Raw genomic sequence first — 24963 nt, 5'->3', positions numbered from 1 at the left:
GCGGATCCGATTCGTGCGGCGCCGATGATGCAACCGGAACGCATCAGCTCAGTCCTCCGACCGACCCGGCTTCGAGTCGCGCGATCAGCGCCGCCGCAGCTGCTTGCGGAGATAACCTCGCCGCAACGGACTGCGCCGCGCGCGCGCCTAAGCCCGCCGCATAGCCGCGGTCGTCGGCCAGGCGCCGCATGTGCGCGGCTGCCTCGTCCACATCGGCCTCGGCCCACAGCGCTCCATCGGGATGCGGATATTCTCCGTCGCCTACCGGCACCAGCCGATAGCCAACCAAACAGCTGTTGGCCTGGTCCATGAAGTCGACGTTGCCGGACCACCCGGTGGCGATTACCGGCTTGCCCATTGCCATGCACTCGGCCAGCCCCAAGCCGAAGCCTTCGGCGCGATGCAGCGATACGTAGACGTCGGCGCAACGCTGCAGGGCGTGAACATGCGCGCGGTCGATGACTTCGTCGCGCACCACTATGCGCGGATCCTGTGCGCTTGCCGCCAGCAGCTCGAGGAACTTGTCCGGGTGGCGATGGCCGTTGCTGGACTTAACCAGCAGCTGCACGTCATCGCGACCTTGCGGAAACGCCCGCCGAAAAGCCTCGATCACCGCGAACGGATTCTTGCGATGCACCCAGGAGTTGAAGTCGAACGTACACAGGAAAACGAAAGAATCTTCCGGCAAGCCGAAGTCGCCACGCTGCAGGCCGCTGTCGGGCACCGGGCTCAACGGCAACGGGACGCAGAACACCGGCTTGTCGGTGACCCGCTCGAAGGCGTCCTTGACGAACTCGGACGCGACCATGATTTCGTCCACCAGCTCGATCGCCGGCAACCAATCGTGCGGAATGTCCTGCAACTCCCAAAACCAGCAGGCGATCAACCGCTTGCCGCGCAGGCGCGCCGGGCCGATGAGATCCATAGCCGGCTGCAGACAATCGGGATTGACGAATAGGATGCTGGTTGAGTAAGGCGTGGCGTCGCCGATATGCGCCTCGACACTGCGGTCGTCGAGACCGTGCGGCAGATCGATGGCGACATCGAACAGAGCCACGGGATAACGCGCATCGAGCAGCGCGCGTGAATACATTCGCGCGCTTTCGGCCAAACCGAACTGGCCGCGCAGGTAGCCCAGGATGTTGGCTCCCGCGCCGATCGCCGGCGCCGCCGGCGCCGCCGGCGTGGACGTCGCTATGGGCCGCGACCAGGACTCGGTTCGCGGGAAGCGGGTGCGTCGGCTCGCCCGGCGCGCCAGTTCGAACGACACCTTGTAGCGGGCGCGCTGCGGAACAAGCCGATACACGCCTTGTAGCCAGGCTTGCCGGCGCCCCCAGGCCCACAGCGCCAACAGGCCGCGGGTGGAGTCGAAAGCGGCAGCGGTCATGGGCGCGCGCTCCTGCACGCGAGCTTCCAGCGCACCACGATCATGGTCTTAAGCACTCAGCGCCCGCTCGAGCTCGGCCTTCAGGTCGGCCGCATCCTCCACGCCCACGCTCAGGCGCACCAGGTTGTCGGCGATGCCCAGGGCGGCGCGGCGATCGGGCGGGATCGAGGCGTGGGTCATCACCGCCGGATGATTGACCAGGCTTTCCACGCCGCCGAGCGACTCGGCGATGGTGAACAGCTCGCAGCGTTCCATCATCCGCCGCGCGCCGTCCAGGCCGCCCTTGACGAAGAGGCTGATCATGCCGCCGTAGCCGTGCATCTGGCGCTGGGCCAGGGCGTGCTGCGGATGCGACTTCAGGCCCGGATAGATCACCTTCTCGACCGCGGGATGGGTTTCCAGCCACTCGGCCAGGACCTGCGCGTTCTCGCAGTGCGCCTTCATCCGCAGGTGCAGGGTCTTCAGGCCGCGCAAGGCCAGGAAGCTGTCGAACGGGCCCTGGATACCGCCGACCGCGTTCTGCAGGAAGCCCAGGCGCTCGGCCAGGTCGGCGTCGTCGCCGACCACGGCCATGCCGCCGACGATGTCGGAATGGCCGTTGAGGTACTTGGTCGCCGAGTGCATGACGATGTGCGCGCCCAGTTCGAGCGGGCGCTGCAGGATCGGCGAGGAGAAGGTGTTGTCGACCACCACCACCAGGCCGCGCTTGCGCGCGATCGCGGCGATCGCGGCGATGTCGACCAGCTTCAGCAACGGGTTGGTCGGGGTCTCGATCCAGACCAGCTTGGTTTCGGGGCGGATCGCCGCCTCGAAGGCGGCGACGTCGCTGAGGTCGACCCAGCTGAAGTCCAGTCCGGCGGAGCGGCGGCGGACGCGCTCGAACAGGCGGTAGGTGCCGCCGTAGACGTCGTCCATCGCGATCACGTGGCTGCCGGCGTCGAACAGCTCGAGGATGGTCGAGGTCGCGGCCAGGCCGGAGGCGAAGGCGTAGCCGCGGCTACCGCCTTCCAGGCCGGCGACGCAGCGCTCGTAGGCGAAGCGGGTCGGGTTGTGGCTGCGCGAGTACTCGAAGCCCTGGTGTTCGCCGGGGCTGCGCTGGGCGTAGGTCGAGGTCGCGTAGATCGGCGGCATGACCGCGCCGGTGCTGGGGTCGGGCGACTGTCCCGCATGGATCGCGAGAGTGCCGAGGCCGAGCTTGGACGCCCCGCCCTTTGCCTGCTGTTGGCTCATTGAATCCGTCCCATTCGCTGGATGTCGCGCCATTTGGCGTAACCGCGAATTCTAACATTGCCGCGGTGAGGGGCTCTTCGCGCCGGCCGGGACTTCAGCCGGGGTGCAGGCGGGCCGTGGCGGCCGGCGCGACCGAGTCTGTGCGCCCGGTCGCGAACTGAACGGGTGGAAGGCGTGCCGCCCGGCCCGGTCGTCCTGAACGCGGGCGCGCCGTCGCGGCGCGCCCGCCCGCCGGCCGGTCACTGCACCCGGCGGCGCAGGAAGTTCAGCAAGTCGATGCGGGTGATCAGGCCGAGGAAGCGTTCGCCGTCCATGACGATGGCGACATGGCCGCGGTCGAACACCGGCAGCAACGACTCGATCGGCTCGCCGACCGGGATCTTGTCGAGCTTGCTGACCATCGCGGTCGACACCGGGTCGCGGAAGCGCGACTCGTCGCCGTAGACGTGCAGCAGCACGTCGCTCTCGTCGACGATGCCGATGATGTGCTCGCCGTCCATCACCGGCAACTGCGATACGTCGTAGAGCTTCATGCGCTGGTACGCCGTCACCAGCAGGTCGCCGGGACCGACCACGACCGTGTCGCGCTGCGAGTACGGGCGCAGGATCAGATCGCGCAGGTCGCCGTGGCGCGGACGCTCGATGAAGCCGTTGTCGAGCATCCAGTAGTCGTTGTACATCTTCGACAGGTACTTGTTGCCGGTGTCGCAGACGAACACCAGCACCTTCTTGGGCTCGGTCTGCTCGCGGCAGTACTTCAGCGCCGCGGCCAGCAGGGTGCCGGTCGAGGAGCCGCCGAGGATGCCCTCCTTCTCCAGCAGTTCGCGCGCGGTCAGGAAGCTTTCCTTGTCGGAGATCGCATAGGCCCGCTTGACCCGGGTGAAGTCCGAGATCGGCGGCAGGAAGTCCTCGCCGATGCCCTCGACCATCCAGCTCGCCGACTTGTCCGACAGCGTGCCGCGGTTGATGTATTCCTCCAGGATCGAACCGACCGGGTCGGCCAGGACCAGCTCGGTCGACGGCGACAGCTTGGCGAACGCGCGCGACAGGCCGGTCATGGTGCCGGAGCTGCCGCAACCGAACACGATCGCATCGAGCTTGCCGTCCATCTGGGCGAGGATTTCCGGGCCGGTGCCGAACTCGTGCGCGGCCGGGTTGTCGGGGTTGCCGAACTGATTGATGAAATACGCGCCCGGGGTCTCGCGGGCGATCCGCTCGGCCATGTCCTGGTAGTAATCCGGGTGGCCCTTGGCGACGTCGGACCGGGTCAGCACGACCTGCGCGCCCATCGCCTTGAGGTTGAAGATCTTCTCCCGGCTCATCTTGTCCGGCACCACCAGCAGCAGCTTGTAGCCCTTCTGTTGGGCGACCAGGGCCAGGCCGATGCCGGTGTTGCCGGCGGTGCCCTCGACCAGGGTGTCGCCGGGCTTGATCTTGCCGGCCTTCTCGGCGGCTTCGATCATCGACAGACCGATCCGGTCCTTGATCGACCCGCCGGGGTTCTGCGATTCGAGCTTGAAGTAAAGCTCGCAGACGCCGGTATCCAGGCGCTGCGCCTTGACGATCGGAGTATTGCCGATGAGTTCGAGTACGGAAGAGTGAATGGCCATGCGGATCCTGCAGCCGCTCCATGCGGCGGTTCCCGGCCATTCTAGCGGGGCCTCCGCGGGCTGCGCCCGCCGGCCGCGGAGAACGCAGCGTGCCGGCGCCGCGGTCGCGACGGGCTCGCCGGTTCCGGTACGAATCCGGACGATGAGCGCCAAGGCGCGGGCGTGGTAGCCGCGGGCGGCGGCGGTCGACGAGGATGACCGCCGCCGCCCGCGCTAAGCCGGGGACCGCGACCGCGGGCGGGTCGGGGTCCGCTTCGATCCTGGCCGGGACATCGCCGTCCCCGCCGTCGCGGCACCGGCCTCGCGCCGGCGCCGCAGCATCCTTCAGTGGTGCTGCTGCTCGTAAAGCTGCACCAGGCGGTCCTTCGCAGCCAGCTTCTCGCGCTTCATCTGCCCCAGGGTGGTGTCGTCGATCGGCAACACGCCGAGCTCGGCGTCCATGACCTTCTTGTCGAGGTCCTTGTGGCGCTGGTAGAGCTGCTTGAACTCCGGATTGCTCTTGATGAGCGCGTCGATTTCGGGCTGCGGTCGTTCTTCGAACATGAAAGCCTCCTTCAGCACTAATGCAAACGCCCCGGCCGTGAGACCAGGGCGTCGCGGGGGAGCGTGAGGTGGGTCAGGCGGGACACGGCGCCGGCTTCACGCCGCCCGGCCGCATGCGGGTGTGCGGCGGCGGGATCCTGCGTCAGGGGCGTATCGGTCATCGGCCTGGCTCTCGCCAAGCGACTGCGGAATCGCTTGGTCGTTTGACCCTACTCCTGTCCCCGACATCCGGCAAGGCCGGCTGCAACCGTTTTCAGGGTCCAGCCAGATTCGCCGGGATCGACCGCCATCGCCCGCCCAGACCATTGTTTTAACTAGCATTTCTGCCCCGCCAAGGGCCCCAGGCGCGACTCGCCGCAGGCGACGCCTGCCCGCAACGGCAGGCGCGGCCGTTCGTCGGGAGCCGCCCCGCCGCCCGCCGGACGGCGGCGGGCTTACTTCTTCTTTTTCGGCTTGGGCTTGGGGGCCGCCGGCGATTGACCGAGCAGTTCGGCCTCCTGCCGTGCCAACTCGGCGTCGCGTTCGCGCGCGGCCTTGAGTTTGGCCGCCTGCTGGCTGGCGACGTTGTCGAGCAGGCCCTCGGCCTCCTGCCGGGCCAGGGCCTCCTGATCGGCGGCCTGGCGCAGGCGCTCGGCCTCCTCGGCCTGGATCTGCGCCTGCACCCGCAGGCGTTCGGCCTCGGCGCGGGCGCGCTCGGCGTCGCGGCGGCTGGCCTCGACCAGCAATTCGCTGCGCTCGCGGTCGAGGCGGTCGATCTCGCGCTGGGCCAATTGGGTGCGGGACACGATTTCCGCGGTCTCGACCCGGCGATCGGCGATCCGCACAGCCCAGGCGCGGTCGCGGCTGCGCGCCTCGCGCGCCGCGTCGATGGCCTGGCGGGCGCGCAGGCGCTCGTAGGCGCCGAACTGGGCGGCGTCGGGGCGGGCCTCGATCGCGCTCAGGCGCTGGCCGAGACGGGCCAGCTCGGGGTCCTCGGCCGGGGCCGCGGCGGCCAGGCCGCCGGCGCAGATCAGGGCCAGGCCCAGGGCCAGACGGCAGGCGGACAGGCGCGCGTTCATCGGCCGCCCTCCTGCAGACGGCGCCGCAACTCGGCGATCTCGCCCTGGCGCTGGTCGAATTCGGCCCGGACCACGGCCTCCCGGCTGCGCGCGTAGGCCAGGTCGGCTTCTGCGGAGGCGGTCAGCGACAGCCGCCGCGCGTCCTCGTCCTTGCCCTGCGACATCGCCGCCTGGGCCGCGCTGAGCGCGCTGCGGGCGGCATTGAGGTCCTGCGGGGCATACTGGTCGGCGTCGGCGTCGTCGGCGCGCATCACCGCCTGACGGGCGGCGGAAAGCTCGCCCGTGGGCGGCGGCGTGGACGCGCAGCCGGCCAGGGCCGAAGCGAGAACTGCGGCCAGCAGCGGCAAACGAAAGTGTGCGAAGCTTGCGGTCATTGGGGAGCGCCGTACGGGAAGGATATCGCACGGCCATTGTCGGAAGCCGGCAGCGTGCTTGCAACGGTACGCGCCGTCAACAAGGGGTAAGAATGCATGGACATCGGCTATTTCCTTAAGCTGATGACGGAAAAGAACGCGTCGGACATGTTCCTGACGACCGGCGCGCCGGTGTACATCAAGGTCGAGGGCCGGCTGTACCCTCTCGGCAATACCGGCCTGCCCGCCGGCATGGTCAAGAAGATCGCCTATTCGCTGATGGACGAGGGCCAGGTTCCGCAGTTCGAGCGCGACCTGGAGCTCAACATGGCCCTGGCCCTGCCCGACGCGGGCCGCTTCCGCATCAACGTGTTCAAGCAGCGCGGCGAAGTCGGCATGGTGATCCGCGCCATCCGCAGCATCATCCCGAGCATCGAGGAGCTGCAGCTGCCGCAGGTGCTCAAGAGCATCATCATGGCGCCGCGCGGCCTGGTCCTGATCGTCGGCTCCACCGGCTCGGGCAAGTCGACCACGCTGGCCTCGATGATCGATCACCGCAACAGCAACACCGCCGGCCACATCCTCACCATCGAGGACCCGATCGAGTACCTGCACAAGCACAAGAAGTCGATCGTCAACCAGCGCGAAGTCGGCCTGGACACCCACGCCTTCCACAACGCGCTCAAGAACGCGATGCGCGAAGCGCCGGACGTGATCCTGATCGGCGAAATCCTCGACGCCACCACCATGGAGGCGGCGATCGCGTTCGCCGAAACCGGCCACCTGTGCCTGGCGACGCTGCACTCCAACAACGCCGACCAGACCCTGGAGCGCATCCTCAACTTCTTCCCCGAAGCCGCGCACAAGAACGTGCTGATGAACCTCGCCCTGAACCTCAAGGCGGTGGTCTCGCAGCGCCTGGTGGTCGGCACCGACGGGCGCCGCCTGCCGGCGGCGGAAGTGCTGATCAACACTCCGCACATCCGCGACCTGATGCGTCGCGGCCAGGTCCACGAGATCAAGCAGGCGATGGAAGAATCGCTGGAAGACGGCATGGAGTCGTTCGACCAGTGCCTGTTCCGGCTGTACAAGGAAGGCCGGATCGAGATGGAGGAGGCGCTCAAGGCCGCCGACTCGCGCGACGGCCTGGCGCTGAAGTTCCGCCTGTCCGAAGGCGGCAGCGGCGAGCACGATCCTTACGCCGACATGTACGACGCTTCGGCGACGCACTGAGCGGACGGCCGGACGGACGAAAACACGACAGCCGGCGGTCTTGCGACCGCCGGCTGTTTGGTTTTGCGGGCCCTGGCGCGCGCGGCGCCGGCTCAGGCCGGCCGGTCGGGCTGGTTTTCCGGGCGCGCGGCCTCGAACGCGGGCAGCGCCAGACAGGCCTGCTCGATCCGCTGCAGGGTCGGGAACGGCTCCAGCGCCACGCCGAATCGGCGCGCGTTGTACATCTGCGGCACCAGGCAGCAATCGGCCAGGCCCGGCGCATCGCCGGCGCAGAACTCGGCCTGGGCCGCACCCGCGGCGAGCAGCGTCTCCAGCACCGCGAAACCGTCGTGGATCCAGTGCTTGACCCATTCGTCGCGCTCGGGCTGCGGCACGTTCCAGGTGCCGTCGAGGTACTGCAGCACGCGCAGGTTGTTCAGCGGATGGATTTCGCAGGCGATGGTCTGGGCGATCGAGCGCACCCATTGGCGCCGGCCGGGCTCGTTCGGCAGCAAGCGCGCCTGCGGCCAGACTTCGTCGAGGTACTCCAGGATCGCCAGCGACTGGGTCATGTGCCGCTCGCCGTGCTGCAGCATCGGCACCAGGCCCTGCGGATTCAGCGCGCGATAGTCGGGCCGATGCTGCTCGCCGCCGTCGCGGACCAGATGCACCGGAACGATGTCGTAGTCGAGGCCTTTGAGATTCAGGCCGATGCGCACGCGATAGGACGCGCTGGACCGCCAGTACGAATAGAGACGCAGTTGATCGCTCACCGGGACTGCCTTGGCTGAGGAACGGTTGAAGAGTAACGAGTAAAGGCCGCGCACGGGGTCGCCGCGGCGCCGGCCTGCGACTCAGGCCCCGTTTCGATGCGGCCGGCGTCGCGCACCTTAACCGGGCGCACACGCGATCGGGCCGCCGCTCGGCCGCACGACGGCGCCGCCGGGCGGAAAGCGCATCGGCGCATCGCGCCGGCGCACGGCGCGCGCCGGACGCAGCAACGAAAACGGGCCGCAGTCGCGGCCCGTTTCGCGGCTCTGCCGGCGGTGGCTCAGGGCCTTTCGATGCGCTGCTCGATCGCGCCGAAGAGGCTGACGCCGTCGCGATCGAGCATCTCGATGCGGACGGTGTCGCCGAAGCTCATGAACGGCGTCACCGGCTTGCCCTGCTCCAGGGTCTCGACGGTGCGGCGCTCGGCGAAGCAGGACGCGCCCAGCGAGGTGTCCTGGTTGGCGACGGTGCCGGAACCCACGATGGTGCCGGCCGACAGCGGCCGGGTCTTGGCCGCATGGGCGACCAACTGGGCGAAGTTGAACTGCATGTCGACGCCCGCTTCCGGCGCGCCGAACCATTCGCCGTTGATGTGGGTCAGCAGCGGCAGGTGGACCTTGCTGTCCTGCCAGGCCACGCCGAGTTCGTCCGGGGTCACGAACACCGGGCTCAGCGCCGAACGCGGCTTGGACTGCAGGAAGCCGAAGCCCTTGGCCAGTTCGTTCGGGATCAGATTGCGCAGCGAGACGTCGTTGACCAGGCCGATCAGTTGGATATGCCCGGCGGCTTGCTCCGGCGTCGCCGCCATCGGCACGTCGTCGGTGACGATCACCACTTCGGCCTCCAGGTCGATGCCGTAGGCCTCGTCGGGCACGCGCACCGGGTCGCGCGGGCCGTAGAAGCCGGCGCTGACCGCCTGGTACATCAGCGGATCGACGTAGAAGCTTTCCGGCACCTCGGCGCCGCGCGCGCGGCGCACGCGCTCGACGTGCGGCAGGTAGGCGCTGCCGTCGACGAATTCGTAGGCGCGCGGCAACGGCGCGGCCAGGGCGGCGAAGTCGAGCTCGAAGGCGCCGTCGGCGCGGCCCTCGTTCAACGCGTCGGACAGTGCGTTCAAGCGCGGCGCCGCGTTCGACCAATCCTCCAGCGCGCGCTGCAGGGTGTCGGCGATGCCGGTGGCGCGCACGGCGCGGGTCAGGTCGCGCGAGACGACGATCAGCGTGCCGTCGCGGCCGCCTTCCTTCAGGGATCCGAGTTTCATCCAGGCCTCGAGGTTCGGTGCATTCGGGTCGATTGGTTTCAATTGTAACGGATTAGCCGGGCATTCCGATGGCGCCGCGCCGGCCCCCGCTGCGGCAGCGATTGTCGCCCGAGCCGGCTGGCCGCCGCTGGCCGGGACGAGTCCGGGGCCGTGACGACGGCGACCGATCCTTTCGAATCAGACACTTGCAAAAAATCCGAAAAAAGTTCGCTGCGCCGTGAGGGGATCGGGCGCCGTTCGCCGGTTGTTTGGATCAAGCGCGGCGTGGTCACGCCCGGGTCCACCGGGGCAGGCCCAGCCGTAGCGGCGGACCGCGCGTCCGCCGCGGCGGTTGAGGGCACGTCCCTCTGCGCCCGCGCGATCCCAACCCGACAAGGAGTTCGTCATCATGAAATCGCAATCTTCCGCCTCCCTCCTGGCCCTGCGCTCGCTGCCGGCCGCGCTGCTGCTCGCCCTGTGCGCCGCCGGCGGCGCCCAGGCCCAGGCCTTGAACGTCACCGTGTTCAATCCGCTCGAGGCCGGCAAGGTCGTGCTCGAACCGATCGGCCCGGCCAAGGTCGGCGGCGTCATGCAAGGCCGCATCTCGATGGGCATGACCCTGCGCAACAACGACACGGTTCCGCTCAAGGTCGTCAAGGTCGAAATCCAGGACCAGATCGCCTCCAACTACCTGACCCCGGCCGAGATCGCGCCGGGCACCGAAATCGAGTTCTGGAACTGCCGCTGCAACTGGTACAACCCCGACGAGACCGCGCCCAAGATACCGAGCTCGTTTCCGATCGTGATCAATGCGCCCTACCCGGCCACGGTCAAGATCGCGGTCTATCTGCAGGGCTATGCCAACCCGGTGGTGAAGACGCTGCCGCTGGCCACCACCACCAACCAGGGCGGCCCGCTGAACTACGCCGCCCGCGCCAACGATCTGCGTCCCAACGAAGCCTGGCAGACCTCCAGCAATCACCTCGGCAACACCCAGGCGTTCGGTCTGGACACCAGCGTCGCCGGCTGGAACGGCAGCTTCTGGGACGCCAAGCGTCCGGGCGCGACCTCGACCCAGACCGAGGGCCAGCGCGCCTACGGCCTGCCGGTGTACGCGATGACCGACGGCACCGTCTGCAGCGCGCTCAACGACCTGCCGGAGTGGAAGAACTTCCCCCGCGTGTCCGACGAACTCGAGCCCGCACCGGTGTCGCCGAGCACCGGCAAATACTCCAGCGGCGGCAACTTCCTCAACCTCAAGAACGGCAACGAGATCACCCTGTACGCGCACCTGCAGCCCGGTTCGATCCCGGCCGAACTGCTGGTGCCGGGCGCGACGGTCAAGCGCGGCCAGTACCTGGGCAAGGTCGGCTACACCGGCGCCTCCAGCGGCCCGCACCTGCACGTGCACGTAAGCAAGGAAAGCGGCACGCCGTGCGTCGGCACCGACAAGCGTCCGCGCCCGATGACCTTCGATGAGATCCAGAGCCTGACCCGCGGCGAAGCCAACACGATGGCCGGGCTGGGCAGCATGGACCCCAGCGACTGGACCGCGCTGAGTAACCACTCCGCGCCGCATCCCTACAGCCTGATCTATCCCTCCAGCGCCGCGTTCCCCTTCGACGCCGCAGAGAAGGACGAGAAGACCTTCATCGGCGTCTGGCGCCCGAGCAACGCGATCGAGATCCGGATCAACAAGCCCAGCTGGAGCAGCTTCGTCGCCAAGCGCAACGAGCTGGTCGGCGACGGCTTCCGCCTGGAGAACATCGACACCTTCGTCGAGAACGGCGACCGCCACTTCGTCGGCGTGTTCAAGCGCGGCAGCGGCGGCGGCGCGCTCTACAACGGCGCCAGCTGGGAGCAGTTCACCGCGGTGTGGAAGGAGCTCAGCGACGACGGCCAGCGCCTGGTCGACCTCACCACCTATCTCAGCGGCAACGAGCGCCACTACGTCGGCGTGTTCCGCCCGGGCAACGATCACGCCGGCCTGTGGAGCCACACCGGCTACAGCGCCTTCGCCAACCAGCGCGAGATCGCCGAGGGCCTGGGCCTGCGCCTGATCGACATGGAGAGCTTCGACCTCGGCAACGGCCAGCGCCAGTACGTCGGCGTGTACCGCGCCGGCAGCGACAACAGCGAGCTGGCGCGTTCGCCCTCGTGGAGCGCTTTCGTCGCCAAGTGGCACGAGCTGTCCAATGCCGGCTACCGCCTGATCGATGTCGACACCTTCGTCGAAGCCGGCGTGCGCAACTACGTCGGCGTGTACCGCGCCGGCAGCGGCGTCACCGCGCTGGAGGCGGTGAAGGGCTGGCAGGGGCTGTTCCAGTCGTCGGAGAAGTACGCGACCCAGAACCTGCGATTGGTGGACGTGCAAGCCATCGAGTAAGCCCGGAGCGATGCGTCGCCGCGAAACGCCGCCCGCGAGGGCGGCGTTTCGTCGTTTCGGCCACGGCGCATTCGCGCAATCGAGGCCGATGCCGACGCCGATGCGCCGCACCCGGCCGGCGCACGTCGCGGGGGGGGGGCTCAACGCGCGGCAAGGCTCTCGGACTTTACCGCGCGCTCCAGCGCGTCGACCCGCCGCAACAACGGCGCGTCGCGGTGCAACTCCTTGCGCAGCAACGGCGCTGCGGCTTCGAACTGCGCCAGCGCCGCCGCGCGGTCGCCGCGCGCCAGCAGCGATTCGGCATACGGAATCCGCGCCTTGGCGGTGAGGACTTGCGCCTCGCCGTTGCGTCCGGCGCTCTCGGCCACCACCTGCGCCCAGCCGGACACCGCGCGCTCGCGGTCGCCGCGGCGCTGCGCCAGTTCCGCGCGCAGCGCCGGTATCCGGGCCAGCAGGAAAGCGTTGTACTCGCCGCGGCCGAGGTCGATCGCATCCAGCCCGGCCGCGGCGGCGTCCAGGCGGTCGCGACTGAGCAGCCACTCGATCCGGCCCAGGTCGGCGGTCAGCACACCGGCCAGATCGTCGGCGTAGCGCTCGCGCCATACCGCATACGCGCGCTCGACCAGCGGCCGCGCCTCTTCGCCGCGGCCGGCGCGGGCGAGCAACCGGCCCAGGTAGCTTTCCACCCGCAGCACGCGTCGCTCCTGAGGGTCCAGGTGCTCGCGGCGGATCGACAACGCCTCGCGCCACAGCCGCTCGGCTTCGCCGACGTCGCCGCGTTCGTCGGCGAGCGTCGCGTAGTTGTTGAGCACCCGCGCATAGTCCAGGCTGCGCGCGCCGGCCACCCGCGCCATAATCGCCAACGCGGCGCGGTAGTGATCGCCCGCGGCGCGGTAATCGCCCATGTCCTGAGCCGCATCGGCGATGTCGACGTGGATGTTGGCGACCATGTCGCTCTGCTCGCCGTACAGGTCACGCGCCAGGCCGAGGTTGTCCGCCAACTCGCGCCGGGTCTCGGCGACACGGCCCTGGCCGAACAGCACCTTCGCCAGGTAGAACTGCTGCACCTGCGCGGCGACGCTGTGCGCGCCGTCGGCGCGGGCCAAGTCCAGGGCTTCGCGGAACGCGGCTTCGGCGCGGCCGAGTTCGCCGCGGCGGCGGTACAACTGGCCGAGGTGGCCCAGCATCGCCGCGCGCTCCTGCGACGATTGCCGCATCGCGTACTTGCGCCGCAGGGCCTGCGCTTGCGCGAACGCGTCCGCGGCCAGATCGTAGCGGCTGTCGGCGACGCGGGCCAGGCCGAGCACGTCGTAGGCCTCGGCCAACCCGCGCGCGTCGGCCTGCCCCTGCCGCAACGCCAGCGCGCGCTGCGCGGCGGCCACCGCCTGCGCGCCGTACTGGCGTTCGCTGAGCGAACGCGACAGCTCCAGCAGCGCCTGCGCGGCGCGCTCAGGCTGCGCCACGGCCGGATCGAGAAACTCGCGCGCGGCGCGATCGAGCAGCGCTTCCGCGCGTTGCGGCTGGCCGAGATTGCGGTAGGCGCGGCCGAGCACCGCGCGCAGGCGGGCACGGATCGCCGGAGTTTCGTCCAGACCGTGCTCGATGCGCGCGGCCGAAGCGTCGAGCACATGGCGCGCGCTGACGTCCTGGCGCGCACGCGCGCCGCGCATGCTCGGGTCGGCGGCGTCGAACGCCGAGACCAGGAATTCGCTGACCTGCCCGGCCACCGCCGCCTCGCGCTCGGCGCGGGCGCGTTCGGCGCTGACCCGCCAGACGAAACCGACCGCCAGTGCCAGCACGGCCGCGGTCGCCGTGGCTTCGCGCCAGTGCCGGCGCAGGTAACGACCGAAGCGATAGCTCCAGCTCGGCGCGCGCGCCGACACCGGTCGCCGACGCTGGTGGCGCAGAATGTCCTGGGCCAGGGCTTCGACCGAGGAATAACGCAGGCGCGGATCCAGCGCGCAAGCGCGCCGGGCGATGGCGTCGAGGTCGCCGCGCAACTTGCCGCGCCAGGGGCAGCGCGGCGAGGCCAGTTCGCTCGGCGTCGGCACCGCGACGTCGCGGTCGCCGACGCCGCGGCCGAGCGTGCGGCAGGCCAGCAGTTCGGTCAGCAGCACGCCGAGCGCAAACACGTCGCTGACCACGCTGACCCGCGCGCCGCCGAGCAGCTCGGGGCTGGCATAGGCGGGCGTGCAGAACGCGTTGCCGCGCTCGGGATCGCCCTGCTGCCGGTCCAGCGCTTGGGCGATGCCGAAATCCAGCAGCACCGGCTCGCCGTCCTCGGCCACCAGCACGTTGGCCGGCTTGAGGTCGCAATGCACGATCAGGCGCTGGTGCGCGCTCTGCACCGCGCCGCAGACGCGCTGGAACAAGCGCAGGCGCTGTTCGAGGTCGGGCCGGCGGCGCTTGCAGTACTCGTCCAGCGGCTCGCCCTGCACGTACTCCATGACCAGGTACGGCTGGCCGTTGGGCGTGGTCCCGCCGTCGTAAAGGCGGGCGATGTTGGGGTGCTGCAGCTCGGCCAGCAATTGCCGCTCCGCGGCCAGGCGTCGGGCGAACTCGTCGCGGTCGATGCGGACTCCATGCGGGCCGTCGCTGCGCAGCAGCTTGATCGCGGCCTGCTGGCGGAACAGGCCGTCGGCGCGCTCGGCCACGAACACCGTGCCCATGCCGCCGCTGGCGACGCGCTCGACCAGCAACCAGGGCCCGAGCCTATCGCCGATGCGCGGCTCGACGAGCGGATCGCCGGCGCCCTCGTCGGCCACGCCCGTGCCGGCCTCCAGCAACGCCTGCAGCGGCCGCGCCACCGCGCCGAGTTCGTCGGTCTGCGCGCCGAGCAGTTGCAGCGCCTCTTCGATCAAGGCCGGGTCCTCGCTCAGCCCGGCCAGCGTCTCGCGCCAGCGCGGCGGCGGCAGATCGCAGGCCGCATCGAACAAGCGCCGCAACTCCCGCCAATGCTCGGTCTGCATGTGCTCTCCTGCGCCGCGCGCGAGCACGCCCGGCCGCTCAGCTCAATTGTTGGCTCAACCAGGCGCGGGCGAAGCGCAGGTCGCGCTCGACCGTGGGCAGCGACACTTCCAGCACGCAGGCGATCTCGTTCTGCGCCATGCCGCCGAAGTACGCCATCTCCACCGCACGCGCCGCGCGCGGATCGCGTTCGGACAAACGTTGCAAGGCCTCGTGCAGGGCCAGCACGTCCAATCCGGCGGTGGCTCCGCCGCCGAGGTCGGCATGCGACAGGGTCAGCATCACCGGATGGGCGCCGCGCTTGTCGGCGGCGCGCGCGCGCGCCTCGTCGACCAGCACCGAACGCATTTTCAGCGCGGCCAAGGCGAAGAAATGCGCGCGGTCCTGCCAGTCGACCGCACCGCCGAGCAACCGCATCAAGGCTTCGTTGACCAGGGACGTGGCCTGCAACGTGCGCTCGCCGCCGCGCGCTCGCAGCCGCGCCGCAGCCATGCCGCGCAAGGTGTCGTAGACCTGGACGAACAGGCGGTCGCGCGCGGCCGCATCGCCCGCGCGCCAGCCGTGCAGCAGAACGGTCAGATCCTCGTCCACGCGCCCCTCGACGCCGTCCATGCGCGCCCACGTCGGGCGCGCGCCGAGCATCGCGCAGTCGCGCGCAATCCGACGCGACGGCCGCCACGATTTCGCATGCGGCGATGCGCGGCGGCGTGCGCCAACCGCCGGATCGCGCGTCGCCCGGCGACGCCGCGACGAGTACAGTCTCGGGCTTGCCTCCGCGGCCGATTCGAACGCGCGGATCGACCGCATGAACCGACCGACGAGCCGCCCATGATTCCGCTGCGCCCGCTGGCCCCCGCCGACCGCGACGCCGTCCGTCGCTTCCTCGTGGCGCGCTGGGGCAACGCCACGATCGTGCTCGACGGCCGCGCCATCGACGCCGCGGCCCTGCCCGGCTTCATCGGCCACGACGAAGGCGGCATCGCCGCGCTGGCGACCCTGCTCGACGAAGCCGGGCACAGCGAAATCGTCACTCTCGACGCCGTGCGGCCGCGGGCCGGCCTGGGCACCGCGCTGGTCGAACTCGCCGCCCGGCGAGCCTGCGCGCTCGGCCTGCGCGCACTGCTGACCCGAACCACCAACGACAACCTGGACGCCCTGCGCTTCTATCAGCGGCGCGGCTTCCGCCTGCATCGCCTCGTCGCGGGCGCGATCGACCTGGAGCGCGAAGCCGACCCCGCGATCCCCTTGCTCGGCCGGCACGGCATCCCGCTTCGCGACGAGATCAGCCTGATCCGGCCGCTGGGCTGAATCGGCCGCAGGGCGGTTTGCGCGGACGAAAAACAAAAAACCCGCCGAAAGGCGGGTTTTTTGTTGCGCCTGGACCTGGCGGTCCTCAGCGATCTTGTTTGGCAGCCCCGGATGGATTCGAACCACCGAATGTCTGAGTCAGAGTCAGATGCCTTACCGCTTGGCGACGGGGCTATGGAACAGATTCTAGCGCAAAATTCCGCGGCTGCAAAAACAATTCGAAGCCGCGGAACGTGCAGTAATCGAAGATTAGCGCTTCGAGAACTGGGTGGCGCGACGCGCCTTGTGCAGACCGACCTTCTTACGCTCGACTTCGCGGGCGTCGCGGGTCATGAAGCCGGCCTTGCGCAGCTCGGACTTCAGGGTTTCGTCGTACTCGACCAGCGCGCGGGCGATGCCCAGGCGGATCGCACCGGCCTGGCCGGTGATGCCGCCGCCGGCGACGGTGACGGTAACGTCGAACTTGTCGGTCGACTGGGTCAGCTCGAGCGGCTGGCGCACGATCATGCGCGCGGTCTCGCGGCCGAAGAACTCTTCGATCGAACGCTGGTTGATGGTGATCTTGCCCTCGCCCTTGCGCAGGAACACGCGAGCGGTGGAGGACTTGCGGCGGCCGGTGCCGTAGTTCTGCTGGATAGCCATGTTCGTATCTTTACCTTAGATGTCCAACGGCTGCGGCTGCTGGGCGGCATGCGGATGCTCGGAGCCCTTGTAGACCTTGAGCTTGCGGTACATGGCGCGGCCCAGCGGGTTCTTCGGCAGCATGCCCTTCACGCCGATCTCGATCACGCGCTCCGGGTGGCGCTCCAGCGCCTGGCCCAGGGTCTCGCTCTTCAGGTTGCCGATGTAACCGGTGAAACGGTGGTACATCTTGTCCTGCAGCTTGTTGCCGGTGACCGCGATCTTCTCGGCGTTGATCACCACCAGGTAATCGCCGGTATCCACGTGCGGGGTGTAGACAGGCTTGTGCTTGCCGCGCAGGCGGCGCGCGAGTTCGGAGCACAAGCGGCCGAGCGTCTTGCCCGACGCGTCGACGACGTACCAGTCGCGCTGGACGGTCTCGTTCTTGGCGGTAAAGGTCTTCATTGAGGATTCTGCTATGGGTGACTGGTCGGGCTGATTCCGGACGCCGGCCGCGTGGCCTGGGCGGGCGGAACTTCGCCTCGCGTTTGGAAAGGTGGAGCGAAAGAGGCGAGATCATAGCGGTCCCGCCCCGCCGCCGCAAGTCGACCCGGCCCGGTGCTAGCATGCGCCGATGCCCGCCGCCCGCCCGCCGACCCCGGACCCGTTGCCGCTGGTCGCCCTGGCCGACCGCTGCGTGCAGTGCGGGCTGTGCCTGCCGGCCTGCCCCACCTACGGCCGCGACCGGCTCGAAGCCGAGTCCCCTCGCGGCCGGATCGCGCTGGCGCGGGCCCTGGCCCTGGGCACCGTGCCGGCGACCGTGGTCGCCGACACCCACCTGGACCACTGCCTGGGCTGCCGCAGCTGCGAGGCGGTGTGCCCGGCCGGGGTCGAGTACGGCAGCCTGCTGGTCGCCGCGCGCAGCCGTCAGCGCGAGCGCCGGCCGCCGCCGTGGCGACAGCGCCTGATCGAGGCCCTCACGGCACGGCCGCGCCTGCTCGGCGCCGCGCTGAGCCTGTACCGGCTCGCCCACCCGGCCCTGCCGGCGGCCTGGCGCCCGCTGCCGCGGCCGCCGGCGCCGCCGCGGACCGCCGCCAGCCCGTCTGCGCCGACGCCACAGGCCCGCGCCGCCGTATTCGTGGGCTGCGTCGCCGGCGCCTACGAACGGCCGCTGCGTACGGCGCTGGCTCGCCTGGCGGCCGCCGTCGGCATCGCCCTGGACGCACCCGCCGGCCAGGGCTGCTGCGGCGCCCTGCACGCCCATGCCGGCGACCCCGCCGGCGCGGAGGCGCTGGCCGACGCCAACCGCCGCGCCTTCTCCGGCCACCGGACCGTGCTGACCCTGGCCAGCGGCTGCCACGAGTCGCTGGCGCGATCGCTGGGCGGCGCCCGCGACGCGATCGATTTCCTCGCCGAACACGGCGAACGCCTGCGCTTCCGCCCGGCCGCGCAGCGCGTGGCCCTGCACCTGCCCTGCAGCCAACGCAACCTGTCGCGCTCCGCGCCGGCCCTGCGCCGCCTGCTGGCGCGGGTGCCGCACTTGCAGGTGGTCGAACTCGACGCCGGCTACGGCTGCTGCGGCGCGTCCGGCAGCCAGATGCTGACCGATCCGGCGCGCGCCGCCGATTTCCGCGCACCGCTGCTGGAGCAGTTCGCGCGCAGCGGCGCGACGGTATTGCTCAGCGCCAACATCGGCTGCCGCCTGCATCTGGCCGGCGGCACCGGTCTGCCCGTGCTGCATCCGCTGGAGTTTCTGGCGCAATGCCTGGACGCGGAGCAAGCGGCGTAATCGCCGCCTGCCCCACCCCGGCTCGATCCGCTTGCCGACCGTCCTGCGCAGGCGGGAACCCGGGCCGCACCGAGGCAACGCCCCGAGCATCGGCTTTCGCCCCAGCGACGGCCGGGCCGCCCCCGTCCCGGACGATTTGTCCACCCGCCTCCGGGCCCGCAACCCTGACGCGCGCGCCGTAGAATCGCGTTCATGACGACCCGCCGCCTCACCCCCCTGGACCGCACGCTGGCCGAAGCGCAGCGCGCCCTCGACACCGTGTTCGGCGCGCCCGCGGCCGAGCGCCCCAACCCGGCCGGCAGCACCGCCGAGCTGGTGCTGGAGCCCGACGAGCGCCGCCATTCGGCCGGGCTGATGCGGATCAACCACGTCGGCGAGGTCTGCGCCCAGGCGCTGTACTGCGGCCAGGCCGCGGTCGCGCGCGACGAGGCCACCCGCGAACACCTGCTGCACGCCGCCCAGGAAGAGACCGACCACCTGGCCTGGTGCGCCGACCGCCTGCGCGAACTCGACAGCCGCCCCAGCCTGCTCAACCCGCTGTGGTACGCCGGCAGCTTCGCCATCGGCGCCCTGGCCGGCCTGCGCGGCGACGGCTGGAACCTGGGCTTCGTGGTCGAAACCGAGCGCCAGGTCGAGGCCCATATCGACGAGCACCTGCAGTCGCTGCCCGAAGGCGACCAGCGCAGCCGCGCGATCCTGCGCACGATGAAAGCCGACGAAGCCCGCCATGCCGAAAACGCCGAGGCCGCCGGCGCGCGCATCTTGCCGATGCCGGTGCCGGCGCTGATGGCGGCGGCGTCGAAGCTGATGAAGTCGGTCGCTTACAGGATCTGAACGGCCGGGATTGGGGATTGGGGATTCGGGATTGGTCTTGAAGCGGCAAGCGCCGGCCAGGACCTTCCGCCTCGCCGAAGTCCCCGTTGAAACAGGGGACTGGGGATTTGCTCCTGCCTTGACCCTGGCCTCGTTCCGATCGCCCGCCCGCAAACGCGAAGCCCGCCTTGCGGCGGGCTTCGGCGTTGCGGCGCAGCAACCGACTCAATCGGCCAGGTTGCGGCCGTGGTAGAGCTCTTCGATCTCGCGGCGCAGGCGCGCCTCGATCTTCATCCGCTCCTTGAACGACAGGTTCTTGGCCTTCTCCTCGAACAGGTAGGTGTCGAGGTCGAATTCCTTCAGGTGCATCTTCGTGTGGAAGATGTTTTCCTGATAGACGTTCACGTCGAGCATCTCGTAGCGCGACTTGATGTTCTTGGCCAGATAATCCTGGATCGAATTGATCTTGTGGTCGATGTAGTGCTTCTTGCCCTTGATGTCGCGGGTGAAGCCGCGCACGCGGTAATCCATCACCACGATGTCGGACTCGAAGCTTTCGATCAGGTAATTCAGCGCCTTCAGCGGCGAAATCACGCCGCAGGTGGCGACGTCGATATCGGCGCGGAACGTGGCGATGCCGCTGTCCGGATGGGTTTCCGGATAGGTGTGCACGGTGATGTGCGACTTGTCCATGTGCGCGACCACGGCGTCGGAGATGATCTCCTTGCCGGCGGCCTTCTTGTCGATCACCGGCTCCTCGGAAATGAGGATGGTGACCGACGCGCCCTGCGGGTCGTAGTCCTGGCGGGCGATGTTGAGGATGTTCGCGCCGATGATTTCCGCCACATCCGTGAGGATCTGGGTGAGGCGGTCGGCGTTGTACGCCTCGTCGATGTATTCGATATAGCGCCTGCGCTCGTCTTCCGAGGCGGCGAAGCAGACATCGTAGATATTGAACGAGAGGGCCTTGGTGAGGTTGTTGAAACCCTGCAACCGCAGGCGCGGCAACGGCTTGACCACTGTAGGAGGATCCGGACGGACGGCGAGGGCCGCGATTATGAGGCAATTGGCCCCGGGGGGAAACGCACCGCGTTTTTGGGCGTTGTCGATTACAAAAGCGTGACCGCTTCTGCGCTTCCATCATCGCTCTCTATCGGACCGGGATTTTCAGGGGCAGGATTTGCCCCAGCGGCCGGATCGCCCTAAGCTCGGCCGACAGACGAAGCCCACTCCCAATGTCCGCCAACCCGGTAGCTCCCTTGACCGCACTGCGCCGAACCAACAGCCCGTTGTTGCCTGACGGCGCAACGATCGAACGTTTCCTGGCCCACTGCCATCGCCGCCGCTACCCGTCCCGCACGGACGTGTTCCGCCCCGGTGACCCGGCCAGCACCCTCTATTATGTCGTCTCCGGCTCGGTGAGCATCATCACCGAAGAAGAGGACGGCCGCGAACTGGTCCTGGGCTATTTCGGCCAGGGCGAATTCGTGGGCGAACTCGGCCTGTTCATCGAGAGCGACCACCGCGAGGTGATCCTGCGGACCCGCAGCACCTGCGAGCTCGCCGAGATCGGCCACGAGCGCCTCTACGACCTGCTGCTGACCCGGCTGTCGTTGGACGCGCCCAAGCTGCTGTACGCGATCGGCGCGCAGATTTCCCGGCGCCTGCTCGATACCAGCCGCAAGGCCGGCCGCCTGGCCTTCCTCGACGTGACCGACCGCATCGTGCGCGCCCTGCACGACCTGGCCAAGGAACCCGAGGCCATGAGCCACCCGCAGGGCACCCAGCTGCGCGTGTCCCGCCAGGAGCTTTCGCGCCTGGTCGGCTGCTCGCGCGAGATGGCCGGCCGCGTGCTGAAGAAGCTGCAGGCCGACGGCAAGCTCCACGCCCGCGGCAAGACCGTCGTTCTGTACGGGACCCGCTAAGTCCCGATGGGACGAGTCGCACCGTCCGCCGAGACCGCACCCCGGGTGCGGCTCGCGGAACTGGGCGACGCCAGCGACGTGGCCGAGCTGCTGAGCCAGCTCGGCTACCCCTGCACCCGCGATGAGGCCGCCGAGCGCATCGCCGTGCTCCGCGACGACCCGCGCCACTACCTGCTGCTGGCCGAACTCGACGGCCACGCCTGCGGCCTGGTCGCCAGCCATACCCGCTATTCGCTGACCCATGGCGCAGACCTGACCCGGATCACCGCCCTGGTGGTCGCCCGCTCCTGCTATCGCCAGGGCATCGGCCGCCTGCTGCTGCGCGAGGTCGAGCGCCGCGCCCGCCGCGACGGGGTCAGCCGGATCGAAGTCACCAGCAACAGCGCCCGCCTCGAGGCCCACGAGTTCTACCGCCGCTGCGGCTATGCCGACGGCTCGGTGAAGTTCGTCAAGACCCTCGGCGATTGACCCTGTCTATCGAAGCGCCGCCGCAGCGGCCTCGAATCGGCGGATCGGCCGATCCGGCCAATCCCCGGGAAGCCGCCGCGCAGGGCGGATCACCGCTTTCGTGTCGGGCCGATGCCGGCCTCCACCGGGCCACGCCGGCGCCGGCGCCCCCCGCCGGCCTCAGAGCTCGGCCGGGGCCACCGGGTCGCCGGCCCGGCCGGGGCAGCCCCAGTTGAGGATCGGCGTGCCCGGCGGCAGCACCCGGCGGAACATGTCCACCCGCCCGGCCTTGGGGTTGACCACCACCGGCGCGCGCGCCGCTTTCAACAGCGGCAGGTCGGCGCTGCTGTCGGAGTAGGCGATCTCCACCGGCGCGTCGAAACCGACCTCGCGCAGCATGGTCATCTTCATGTCCGAATGGCAGTGGCGACGCGCGGCCAGCGCGCCCAGGCGCGGGCCGACCAGGGTGCCGACCACCGGCACGTCCTCGTGGGCGACGAAGGCCAGGATCGCCCGCGCCAGTTCCGGCGGCGCGCCGGTCGCGACCACCACCCGGTCGCCCTGCACGCGGTGGCGATGCAGCACGTCCAGGGCGATCGGCAGCAGGCGGGCGCGGATCTGCGCGGTGTGCAGGGCCACGTAGCGGTCGATCATCGCGTCCAGGCCGCGCGCCCGGCTCAGGCCGACCGTGCCGATCCAGACGAAGGCGGAAATGCCGCGCCGGCGGGTCGGCAGCCAGGCCACCATCGGCCCGGCCACCGGTGCGATCAGCAGCGCCAGCGCCATCCGCCACCACGAGCGCTTGATCAGCCAGGCGAACAGATGACTGCCGGAATCGCCGTCGTACAGCGTGTGATCGAAATCGAACACCACCAGCGGCGCGCCCTCGCGCACCGGCGGGAAGTGCGCGGGCCGGACCGCGCTCACGCCGCGAACAGCCGCTGCAGCGCCGCGCCCGGGTCGCGTTCGCGCATGAAGCTTTCGCCGACCAGGAAGGTCTCGATGCCGGCCGCGCGCATGCGCGCGACGTCGGCCGGGGTGGCGATGCCGCTTTCGGTGACCAGGGTGCGGTCCGGCGGCACCGCGCTGCGCAGTTCCAGGCTGGTGTCGAGCGAGACCTGGAAGGTGCGCAGGTTGCGGTTGTTGACCCCAATCAGCTCGCAGTCGGTCTGCAGCGCGCGTTCGAGCTCGTCGATGTCGTGCACTTCCACCAGCACGTCCATGCCCAGCTCCATCGCCAGGCCGGCCATCTCGATCATCGGCCCGTCTTCGAGCGCGGCGACGATCAGCAGGATCGCGTCGGCGCCGATCAGGCGCGCCTCGTAGATCTGGTACGGATCGACGGTGAAATCCTTGCGCAGCACCGGCAGCGCGCAGGCCTCGCGGGCTTCGCCGAGATAGGCGTTGCTGCCCTGGAAGAAATCGACGTCGGTCAGCACCGACAGGCAGGCCGCGCCGCCGGCTTCGTAGCTGCGCGCGATCTCGGCCGGCTTGAAGTCGGGCCGGATCAGGCCCTTGGACGGGCTGGCCTTCTTGACCTCGGCGATCACCGCCGCCTCGCCGGCGGCGTGCTTGCGCTTGATCGCATCGACGAAACCGCGCGTCGGCAGCTGCATCGCCTGCGCACGCGCGCGCACGTCGACCAGCGGACGCACCCGGCTGCGCTGTTCGATCTCTTCGCGCTTGCGCGCCAGGATGGTGTTGAGGATGTCGCTCATGCCCTGCTCTTGCTCCCATACGCGCGTTCGACCTTGGCCACGCGCAGTTCGAAATGGTCGTACCAATGTTCGCGCCCGTAGGCGCGGGTGGCGGCGTGCTCGGCCTGGCGCTTCCAGGCCGCGATGGCCGCCTCGTCGGCCCAATAGCTTACGGTGATGCCGAAGCCGTCGTCGCCGCGGACCGATTCGACGCCGAGGAAACCCGGCTGCTGCGCGGCCAGCTCGACCATGCGCTGCGCGGCCTGGCCGTAGCCGGGGTCGTCCTCGCCGTTGCGCTGCGAGCTGAAGATCACCGCGTAGTACGGCGGGCTGGGCAGTCGGGCGAAGCGGGCGGTCATGCGGGCTCCCGGGTCAGGAAGAAGGCAGAAGCAAGGGCAACGGCAAGTCCCCCCTGCCCGTTTTTTTCAAAGGAAGGAACGACAACGGCAGCATCGAGCCGGTTGAACCGGCGCGTCCGGGGCCGAGCCGCTCGCTGCCCCCTGTCCCTGCGCCCCTGTGAAAAAGTGCGGTCACGAGAGATTCGATCCTGCATGCCGCGATCACGCCCCCGCCAATTCCCGGGTCAGCGCGACGAATTCGTCCAGCTTGGCCCGCGCCGCGCCCGAAGCGATCGCCCGGCGCGCCAGGACGATGCCTTCGGCGATGCTTTCGCTCTTGCCGGCCGCGTACAGCGCCGCGCCGGAGTTCAGCGCGACGATCTCGCGCGGCAGGCCGTCGCGGTTCTCCAGCGCCTGCAGCAACAGCACCTTGGATTCGTCCGCGTCGGCCACGCGCAAGTTGCGGCTGGCGGCCATGGCGATGCCGAAATCCTCCGGGTGCACTTCGTACTCGCGCACCTGCCCGTCGCGCAACTCGCCGACCAGGGTGCCTGCGCCGAGCGAAAGCTCGTCCATGCCGTCGCGGCCCCACACCACCAGCGCGCGTTGCGCGCCCATCTCCTGCAGCACGCGCACCTGGATGCCGACCAGGTCGGGATGGAACACGCCCATCAGGATGCTCGGCGCGCCGGCGGGATTGGTCAGCGGGCCGAGGATGTTGAACAGCGTGCGCACGCCCATCTCGCGCCGCACCGGCGCCACCACCTTCATCGCCGGGTGGTGCACCGGCGCGAACATGAAGCCGATCCCGGCGCGCTCGATGCACTGCCCGACCTGCTCGGGCTGCAGCTCGATCGCCGCGCCCAGCGCCTCCAGCACATCGGCGCTGCCGGACTTGGACGAGACGCTGCGGTTGCCGTGCTTGGCGACCTTGGCTCCGGCCGCGGCGACCACGAACATGCTCGCGGTGGAAATATTGAAGGTGTGCGCGCCGTCGCCGCCGGTGCCGACGATGTCGACCAAATGGCTGCGGTCGGCGACCTCGACCGGCCGGGCGAACTCGCGCAGCACCGTGGCCGCGCCGGCGATCTCGCCGACGGTCTCCTTCTTGACCCGCAGGCCGGTCAGGATCGCCGCGGTCATGGTCGGCGAAACTTCGCCGCGCATGATCGTGCGCATCAGCTCGACCATTTCGTCGTGGAAGATTTCGCGGTGCTCGATGGTGCGTTGCAGGGCTTCTTGCGGATTCAAGGGCATGGGATCGGGGC

24 protein-coding genes and 1 tRNA gene are annotated in these 24963 nt (G+C 69.6%); 7 read left to right on the top strand and 18 right to left on the bottom strand.

The genetic code is table 11. The annotated features are described in order from the left end of the window. Nucleotides 1-43: 43 nt before the first annotated feature. The 6 genes from V2J18_RS04610 to V2J18_RS04585 form a co-directional block, all read right to left on the bottom strand. Complete coding sequence (locus tag V2J18_RS04610) at nt 44-1387, bottom strand: glycosyltransferase family 4 protein (RefSeq protein ID WP_064745921.1); 1344 nt, start codon at nt 1385-1387, stop codon at nt 44-46. Nucleotides 1388-1435: 48 nt separating this feature from the next. Then, the gene (locus V2J18_RS04605) at nt 1436-2617 is read right to left on the bottom strand and encodes a cystathionine gamma-synthase (protein ID WP_064745887.1); all 1182 of its coding nucleotides are present in this window, start codon (nt 2615-2617) and stop codon (nt 1436-1438) included. A gap of 239 nt (nt 2618-2856) precedes the next feature. Next, nucleotides 2857-4227, bottom strand: coding sequence for a pyridoxal-phosphate dependent enzyme (locus V2J18_RS04600; protein ID WP_336131169.1), 1371 nt, complete (start codon nt 4225-4227; stop codon nt 2857-2859). Nucleotides 4228-4551: 324 nt separating this feature from the next. Further along, nucleotides 4552-4770 carry an HP1242/YdcH family protein gene (locus V2J18_RS04595; RefSeq protein ID WP_064749147.1) on the bottom strand — a complete coding sequence of 73 codons (219 nt, stop codon included), beginning with the start codon at nt 4768-4770 and terminating at the stop codon, nt 4552-4554. 434 nt (nt 4771-5204) lie between these two features. Further along, nucleotides 5205-5828, bottom strand: a complete 624-nt coding sequence (locus V2J18_RS04590) for a hypothetical protein (RefSeq protein WP_336131168.1) — start codon at nt 5826-5828, stop codon at nt 5205-5207. After that, complete coding sequence (locus V2J18_RS04585) at nt 5825-6202, bottom strand: DUF4398 domain-containing protein (protein WP_075575217.1); 378 nt, start codon at nt 6200-6202, stop codon at nt 5825-5827. The genes V2J18_RS04590 and V2J18_RS04585 overlap by 4 nt, the downstream gene beginning before the upstream one ends. A 96-nt stretch (nt 6203-6298) precedes the next feature. Between V2J18_RS04585 and V2J18_RS04580 the strand changes: the two genes are divergently transcribed. Further along, on the top strand, nt 6299-7414 hold the full coding sequence (locus V2J18_RS04580) for a PilT/PilU family type 4a pilus ATPase (protein ID WP_064749144.1): 1116 nt from the start codon (nt 6299-6301) through the stop codon (nt 7412-7414). A 92-nt stretch (nt 7415-7506) separates the two neighbouring features. Here the strand turns inward: V2J18_RS04580 and maiA are convergent, their stop codons facing one another. After that, nucleotides 7507-8166, bottom strand: coding sequence for a maleylacetoacetate isomerase (gene maiA, locus V2J18_RS04575; RefSeq protein WP_336131165.1), 660 nt, complete (start codon nt 8164-8166; stop codon nt 7507-7509). A gap of 278 nt (nt 8167-8444) precedes the next feature. Then, nucleotides 8445-9425, bottom strand: a complete 981-nt coding sequence (locus tag V2J18_RS04570) for a fumarylacetoacetate hydrolase family protein (RefSeq protein ID WP_336131163.1) — start codon at nt 9423-9425, stop codon at nt 8445-8447. A 388-nt stretch (nt 9426-9813) separates the two neighbouring features. On the opposite strand from V2J18_RS04570, the gene V2J18_RS04565 reads away from it, so the two are divergent. After that, nucleotides 9814-11790, top strand: a complete 1977-nt coding sequence (locus tag V2J18_RS04565) for a M23 family metallopeptidase (protein ID WP_336131161.1) — start codon at nt 9814-9816, stop codon at nt 11788-11790. Between the two features lie 140 nt (nt 11791-11930). Here V2J18_RS04565 and V2J18_RS04560 read toward each other — a convergent pair whose 3' ends face one another. After that, complete coding sequence (locus V2J18_RS04560; RefSeq protein WP_336131159.1) at nt 11931-14759, bottom strand: protein kinase domain-containing protein; 2829 nt, start codon at nt 14757-14759, stop codon at nt 11931-11933. Between the two features lie 37 nt (nt 14760-14796). Then, nucleotides 14797-15369: an ECF-type sigma factor gene (locus V2J18_RS04555; RefSeq protein WP_075575218.1), complete on the bottom strand. Its 573-nt coding sequence runs from the start codon at nt 15367-15369 to the stop codon at nt 14797-14799. 216 nt (nt 15370-15585) lie between these two features. Here V2J18_RS04555 and V2J18_RS04550 point away from each other — a divergent pair, with 216 nt between their 5' ends. Further along, a complete protein-coding gene (locus V2J18_RS04550) occupies nt 15586-16065 on the top strand; it encodes a GNAT family N-acetyltransferase (RefSeq protein ID WP_336131158.1) in 480 nt (159 codons plus the stop codon). Nucleotides 16066-16164: 99 nt separating this feature from the next. Here V2J18_RS04550 and V2J18_RS04545 read toward each other — a convergent pair. The 3 genes from V2J18_RS04545 to rplM all read right to left on the bottom strand — a co-directional run bounded on the left by V2J18_RS04545 (nt 16165) and on the right by rplM (nt 17151). Next, nucleotides 16165-16239: transfer RNA gene (locus V2J18_RS04545), tRNA-Gln, on the bottom strand. A gap of 75 nt (nt 16240-16314) precedes the next feature. Next, complete coding sequence (gene rpsI, locus V2J18_RS04540; protein ID WP_064749137.1) at nt 16315-16707, bottom strand: 30S ribosomal protein S9; 393 nt, start codon at nt 16705-16707, stop codon at nt 16315-16317. Between the two features lie 15 nt (nt 16708-16722). Next, on the bottom strand, nt 16723-17151 hold the full coding sequence (gene rplM, locus V2J18_RS04535) for a 50S ribosomal protein L13 (protein ID WP_064749136.1): 429 nt from the start codon (nt 17149-17151) through the stop codon (nt 16723-16725). 169 nt (nt 17152-17320) lie between these two features. Between rplM and V2J18_RS04530 the strand changes: the two genes are divergently transcribed. Both V2J18_RS04530 and coq7 read left to right on the top strand, forming a co-directional pair. Next, nucleotides 17321-18475 (top strand): (Fe-S)-binding protein, encoded by a 1155-nt coding sequence (locus tag V2J18_RS04530; RefSeq protein ID WP_336131157.1) that lies wholly within the window; start codon nt 17321-17323, stop codon nt 18473-18475. A 192-nt stretch (nt 18476-18667) separates the two neighbouring features. Next, nucleotides 18668-19309, top strand: a complete 642-nt coding sequence (gene coq7 / locus V2J18_RS04525; protein ID WP_064747202.1) for a 2-polyprenyl-3-methyl-6-methoxy-1,4-benzoquinone monooxygenase — start codon at nt 18668-18670, stop codon at nt 19307-19309. A gap of 204 nt (nt 19310-19513) precedes the next feature. Here coq7 and speD read toward each other — a convergent pair whose 3' ends face one another. After that, complete coding sequence (speD, locus tag V2J18_RS04520) at nt 19514-20308, bottom strand: adenosylmethionine decarboxylase (protein ID WP_064747203.1); 795 nt, start codon at nt 20306-20308, stop codon at nt 19514-19516. A gap of 215 nt (nt 20309-20523) precedes the next feature. Here speD and crp point away from each other — a divergent pair, with 215 nt between their 5' ends. Continuing rightward, nucleotides 20524-21213: a cAMP-activated global transcriptional regulator CRP gene (gene crp / locus V2J18_RS04515; protein WP_079248094.1), complete on the top strand. Its 690-nt coding sequence runs from the start codon at nt 20524-20526 to the stop codon at nt 21211-21213. 6 nt (nt 21214-21219) lie between these two features. Beyond that, nucleotides 21220-21681 carry a global regulator CLP-associated N-acetyltransferase gene (locus V2J18_RS04510; RefSeq protein ID WP_075575036.1) on the top strand — a complete coding sequence of 154 codons (462 nt, stop codon included), beginning with the start codon at nt 21220-21222 and terminating at the stop codon, nt 21679-21681. Nucleotides 21682-21840: 159 nt separating this feature from the next. Here V2J18_RS04510 and V2J18_RS04505 read toward each other — a convergent pair whose 3' ends face one another. The 4 genes from V2J18_RS04505 to trpD form a co-directional block, all read right to left on the bottom strand. Then, nucleotides 21841-22587, bottom strand: a complete 747-nt coding sequence (locus V2J18_RS04505; protein ID WP_336131156.1) for a haloacid dehalogenase-like hydrolase — start codon at nt 22585-22587, stop codon at nt 21841-21843. Then, nucleotides 22584-23378, bottom strand: coding sequence for an indole-3-glycerol phosphate synthase TrpC (gene trpC, locus V2J18_RS04500; RefSeq protein WP_064747207.1), 795 nt, complete (start codon nt 23376-23378; stop codon nt 22584-22586). The genes V2J18_RS04505 and trpC overlap by 4 nt, the downstream gene beginning before the upstream one ends. Beyond that, a complete protein-coding gene (locus V2J18_RS04495; protein WP_064747208.1) occupies nt 23375-23716 on the bottom strand; it encodes an antibiotic biosynthesis monooxygenase family protein in 342 nt (113 codons plus the stop codon). Before V2J18_RS04495 ends, trpC begins: the two co-directional genes overlap by 4 nt. Nucleotides 23717-23917: 201 nt before the next feature. Next, on the bottom strand, nt 23918-24952 hold the full coding sequence (gene trpD, locus V2J18_RS04490) for an anthranilate phosphoribosyltransferase (protein WP_064747209.1): 1035 nt from the start codon (nt 24950-24952) through the stop codon (nt 23918-23920). Between the last annotated feature and the right edge of the window lie 11 nt (nt 24953-24963).

Origin of the sequence: Lysobacter firmicutimachus (genome assembly GCF_037027445.1) — a bacterium.
Lineage (GTDB): Bacteria > Pseudomonadota > Gammaproteobacteria > Xanthomonadales > Xanthomonadaceae > Lysobacter > Lysobacter firmicutimachus.
Note: the sequence above shows the minus strand (reverse complement) of the source record. Positions and strands in the feature narration are given on the sequence as shown.

Excerpts from the sequence above, each read along its gene's own strand:
- rpsI (WP_064749137.1), bottom strand. The coding sequence starts at position 16,707 with ATGGCTATCCAGCAGAACTACGGCACCGGCCGCCGCAAGTCCTCCACC.
- rplM (WP_064749136.1), bottom strand. The coding sequence starts at position 17,151 with ATGAAGACCTTTACCGCCAAGAACGAGACCGTCCAGCGCGACTGGTAC.
- V2J18_RS04600 (WP_336131169.1), bottom strand. The coding sequence starts at position 4,227 with ATGGCCATTCACTCTTCCGTACTCGAACTCATCGGCAATACTCCGATC.
- V2J18_RS04510 (WP_075575036.1), top strand. The coding sequence starts at position 21,220 with ATGGGACGAGTCGCACCGTCCGCCGAGACCGCACCCCGGGTGCGGCTC.
- trpC (WP_064747207.1), bottom strand. The coding sequence starts at position 23,378 with ATGAGCGACATCCTCAACACCATCCTGGCGCGCAAGCGCGAAGAGATC.
- V2J18_RS04530 (WP_336131157.1), top strand. The coding sequence starts at position 17,321 with ATGCCCGCCGCCCGCCCGCCGACCCCGGACCCGTTGCCGCTGGTCGCC.
- coq7 (WP_064747202.1), top strand. The coding sequence starts at position 18,668 with ATGACGACCCGCCGCCTCACCCCCCTGGACCGCACGCTGGCCGAAGCG.
- V2J18_RS04590 (WP_336131168.1), bottom strand. The coding sequence starts at position 5,828 with ATGAACGCGCGCCTGTCCGCCTGCCGTCTGGCCCTGGGCCTGGCCCTG.
- V2J18_RS04565 (WP_336131161.1), top strand. The coding sequence starts at position 9,814 with ATGAAATCGCAATCTTCCGCCTCCCTCCTGGCCCTGCGCTCGCTGCCG.
- V2J18_RS04550 (WP_336131158.1), top strand. The coding sequence starts at position 15,586 with ATGATTCCGCTGCGCCCGCTGGCCCCCGCCGACCGCGACGCCGTCCGT.
- V2J18_RS04555 (WP_075575218.1), bottom strand. The coding sequence starts at position 15,369 with ATGGACGGCGTCGAGGGGCGCGTGGACGAGGATCTGACCGTTCTGCTG.
- V2J18_RS04605 (WP_064745887.1), bottom strand. The coding sequence starts at position 2,617 with ATGAGCCAACAGCAGGCAAAGGGCGGGGCGTCCAAGCTCGGCCTCGGC.
- trpD (WP_064747209.1), bottom strand. The coding sequence starts at position 24,952 with ATGCCCTTGAATCCGCAAGAAGCCCTGCAACGCACCATCGAGCACCGC.
- crp (WP_079248094.1), top strand. The coding sequence starts at position 20,524 with ATGTCCGCCAACCCGGTAGCTCCCTTGACCGCACTGCGCCGAACCAAC.
- V2J18_RS04585 (WP_075575217.1), bottom strand. The coding sequence starts at position 6,202 with ATGACCGCAAGCTTCGCACACTTTCGTTTGCCGCTGCTGGCCGCAGTT.
- V2J18_RS04495 (WP_064747208.1), bottom strand. The coding sequence starts at position 23,716 with ATGACCGCCCGCTTCGCCCGACTGCCCAGCCCGCCGTACTACGCGGTG.
- V2J18_RS04595 (WP_064749147.1), bottom strand. The coding sequence starts at position 4,770 with ATGTTCGAAGAACGACCGCAGCCCGAAATCGACGCGCTCATCAAGAGC.
- V2J18_RS04560 (WP_336131159.1), bottom strand. The coding sequence starts at position 14,759 with ATGCAGACCGAGCATTGGCGGGAGTTGCGGCGCTTGTTCGATGCGGCC.
- V2J18_RS04580 (WP_064749144.1), top strand. The coding sequence starts at position 6,299 with ATGGACATCGGCTATTTCCTTAAGCTGATGACGGAAAAGAACGCGTCG.
- V2J18_RS04610 (WP_064745921.1), bottom strand. The coding sequence starts at position 1,387 with ATGACCGCTGCCGCTTTCGACTCCACCCGCGGCCTGTTGGCGCTGTGG.
- V2J18_RS04570 (WP_336131163.1), bottom strand. The coding sequence starts at position 9,425 with ATGAAACTCGGATCCCTGAAGGAAGGCGGCCGCGACGGCACGCTGATC.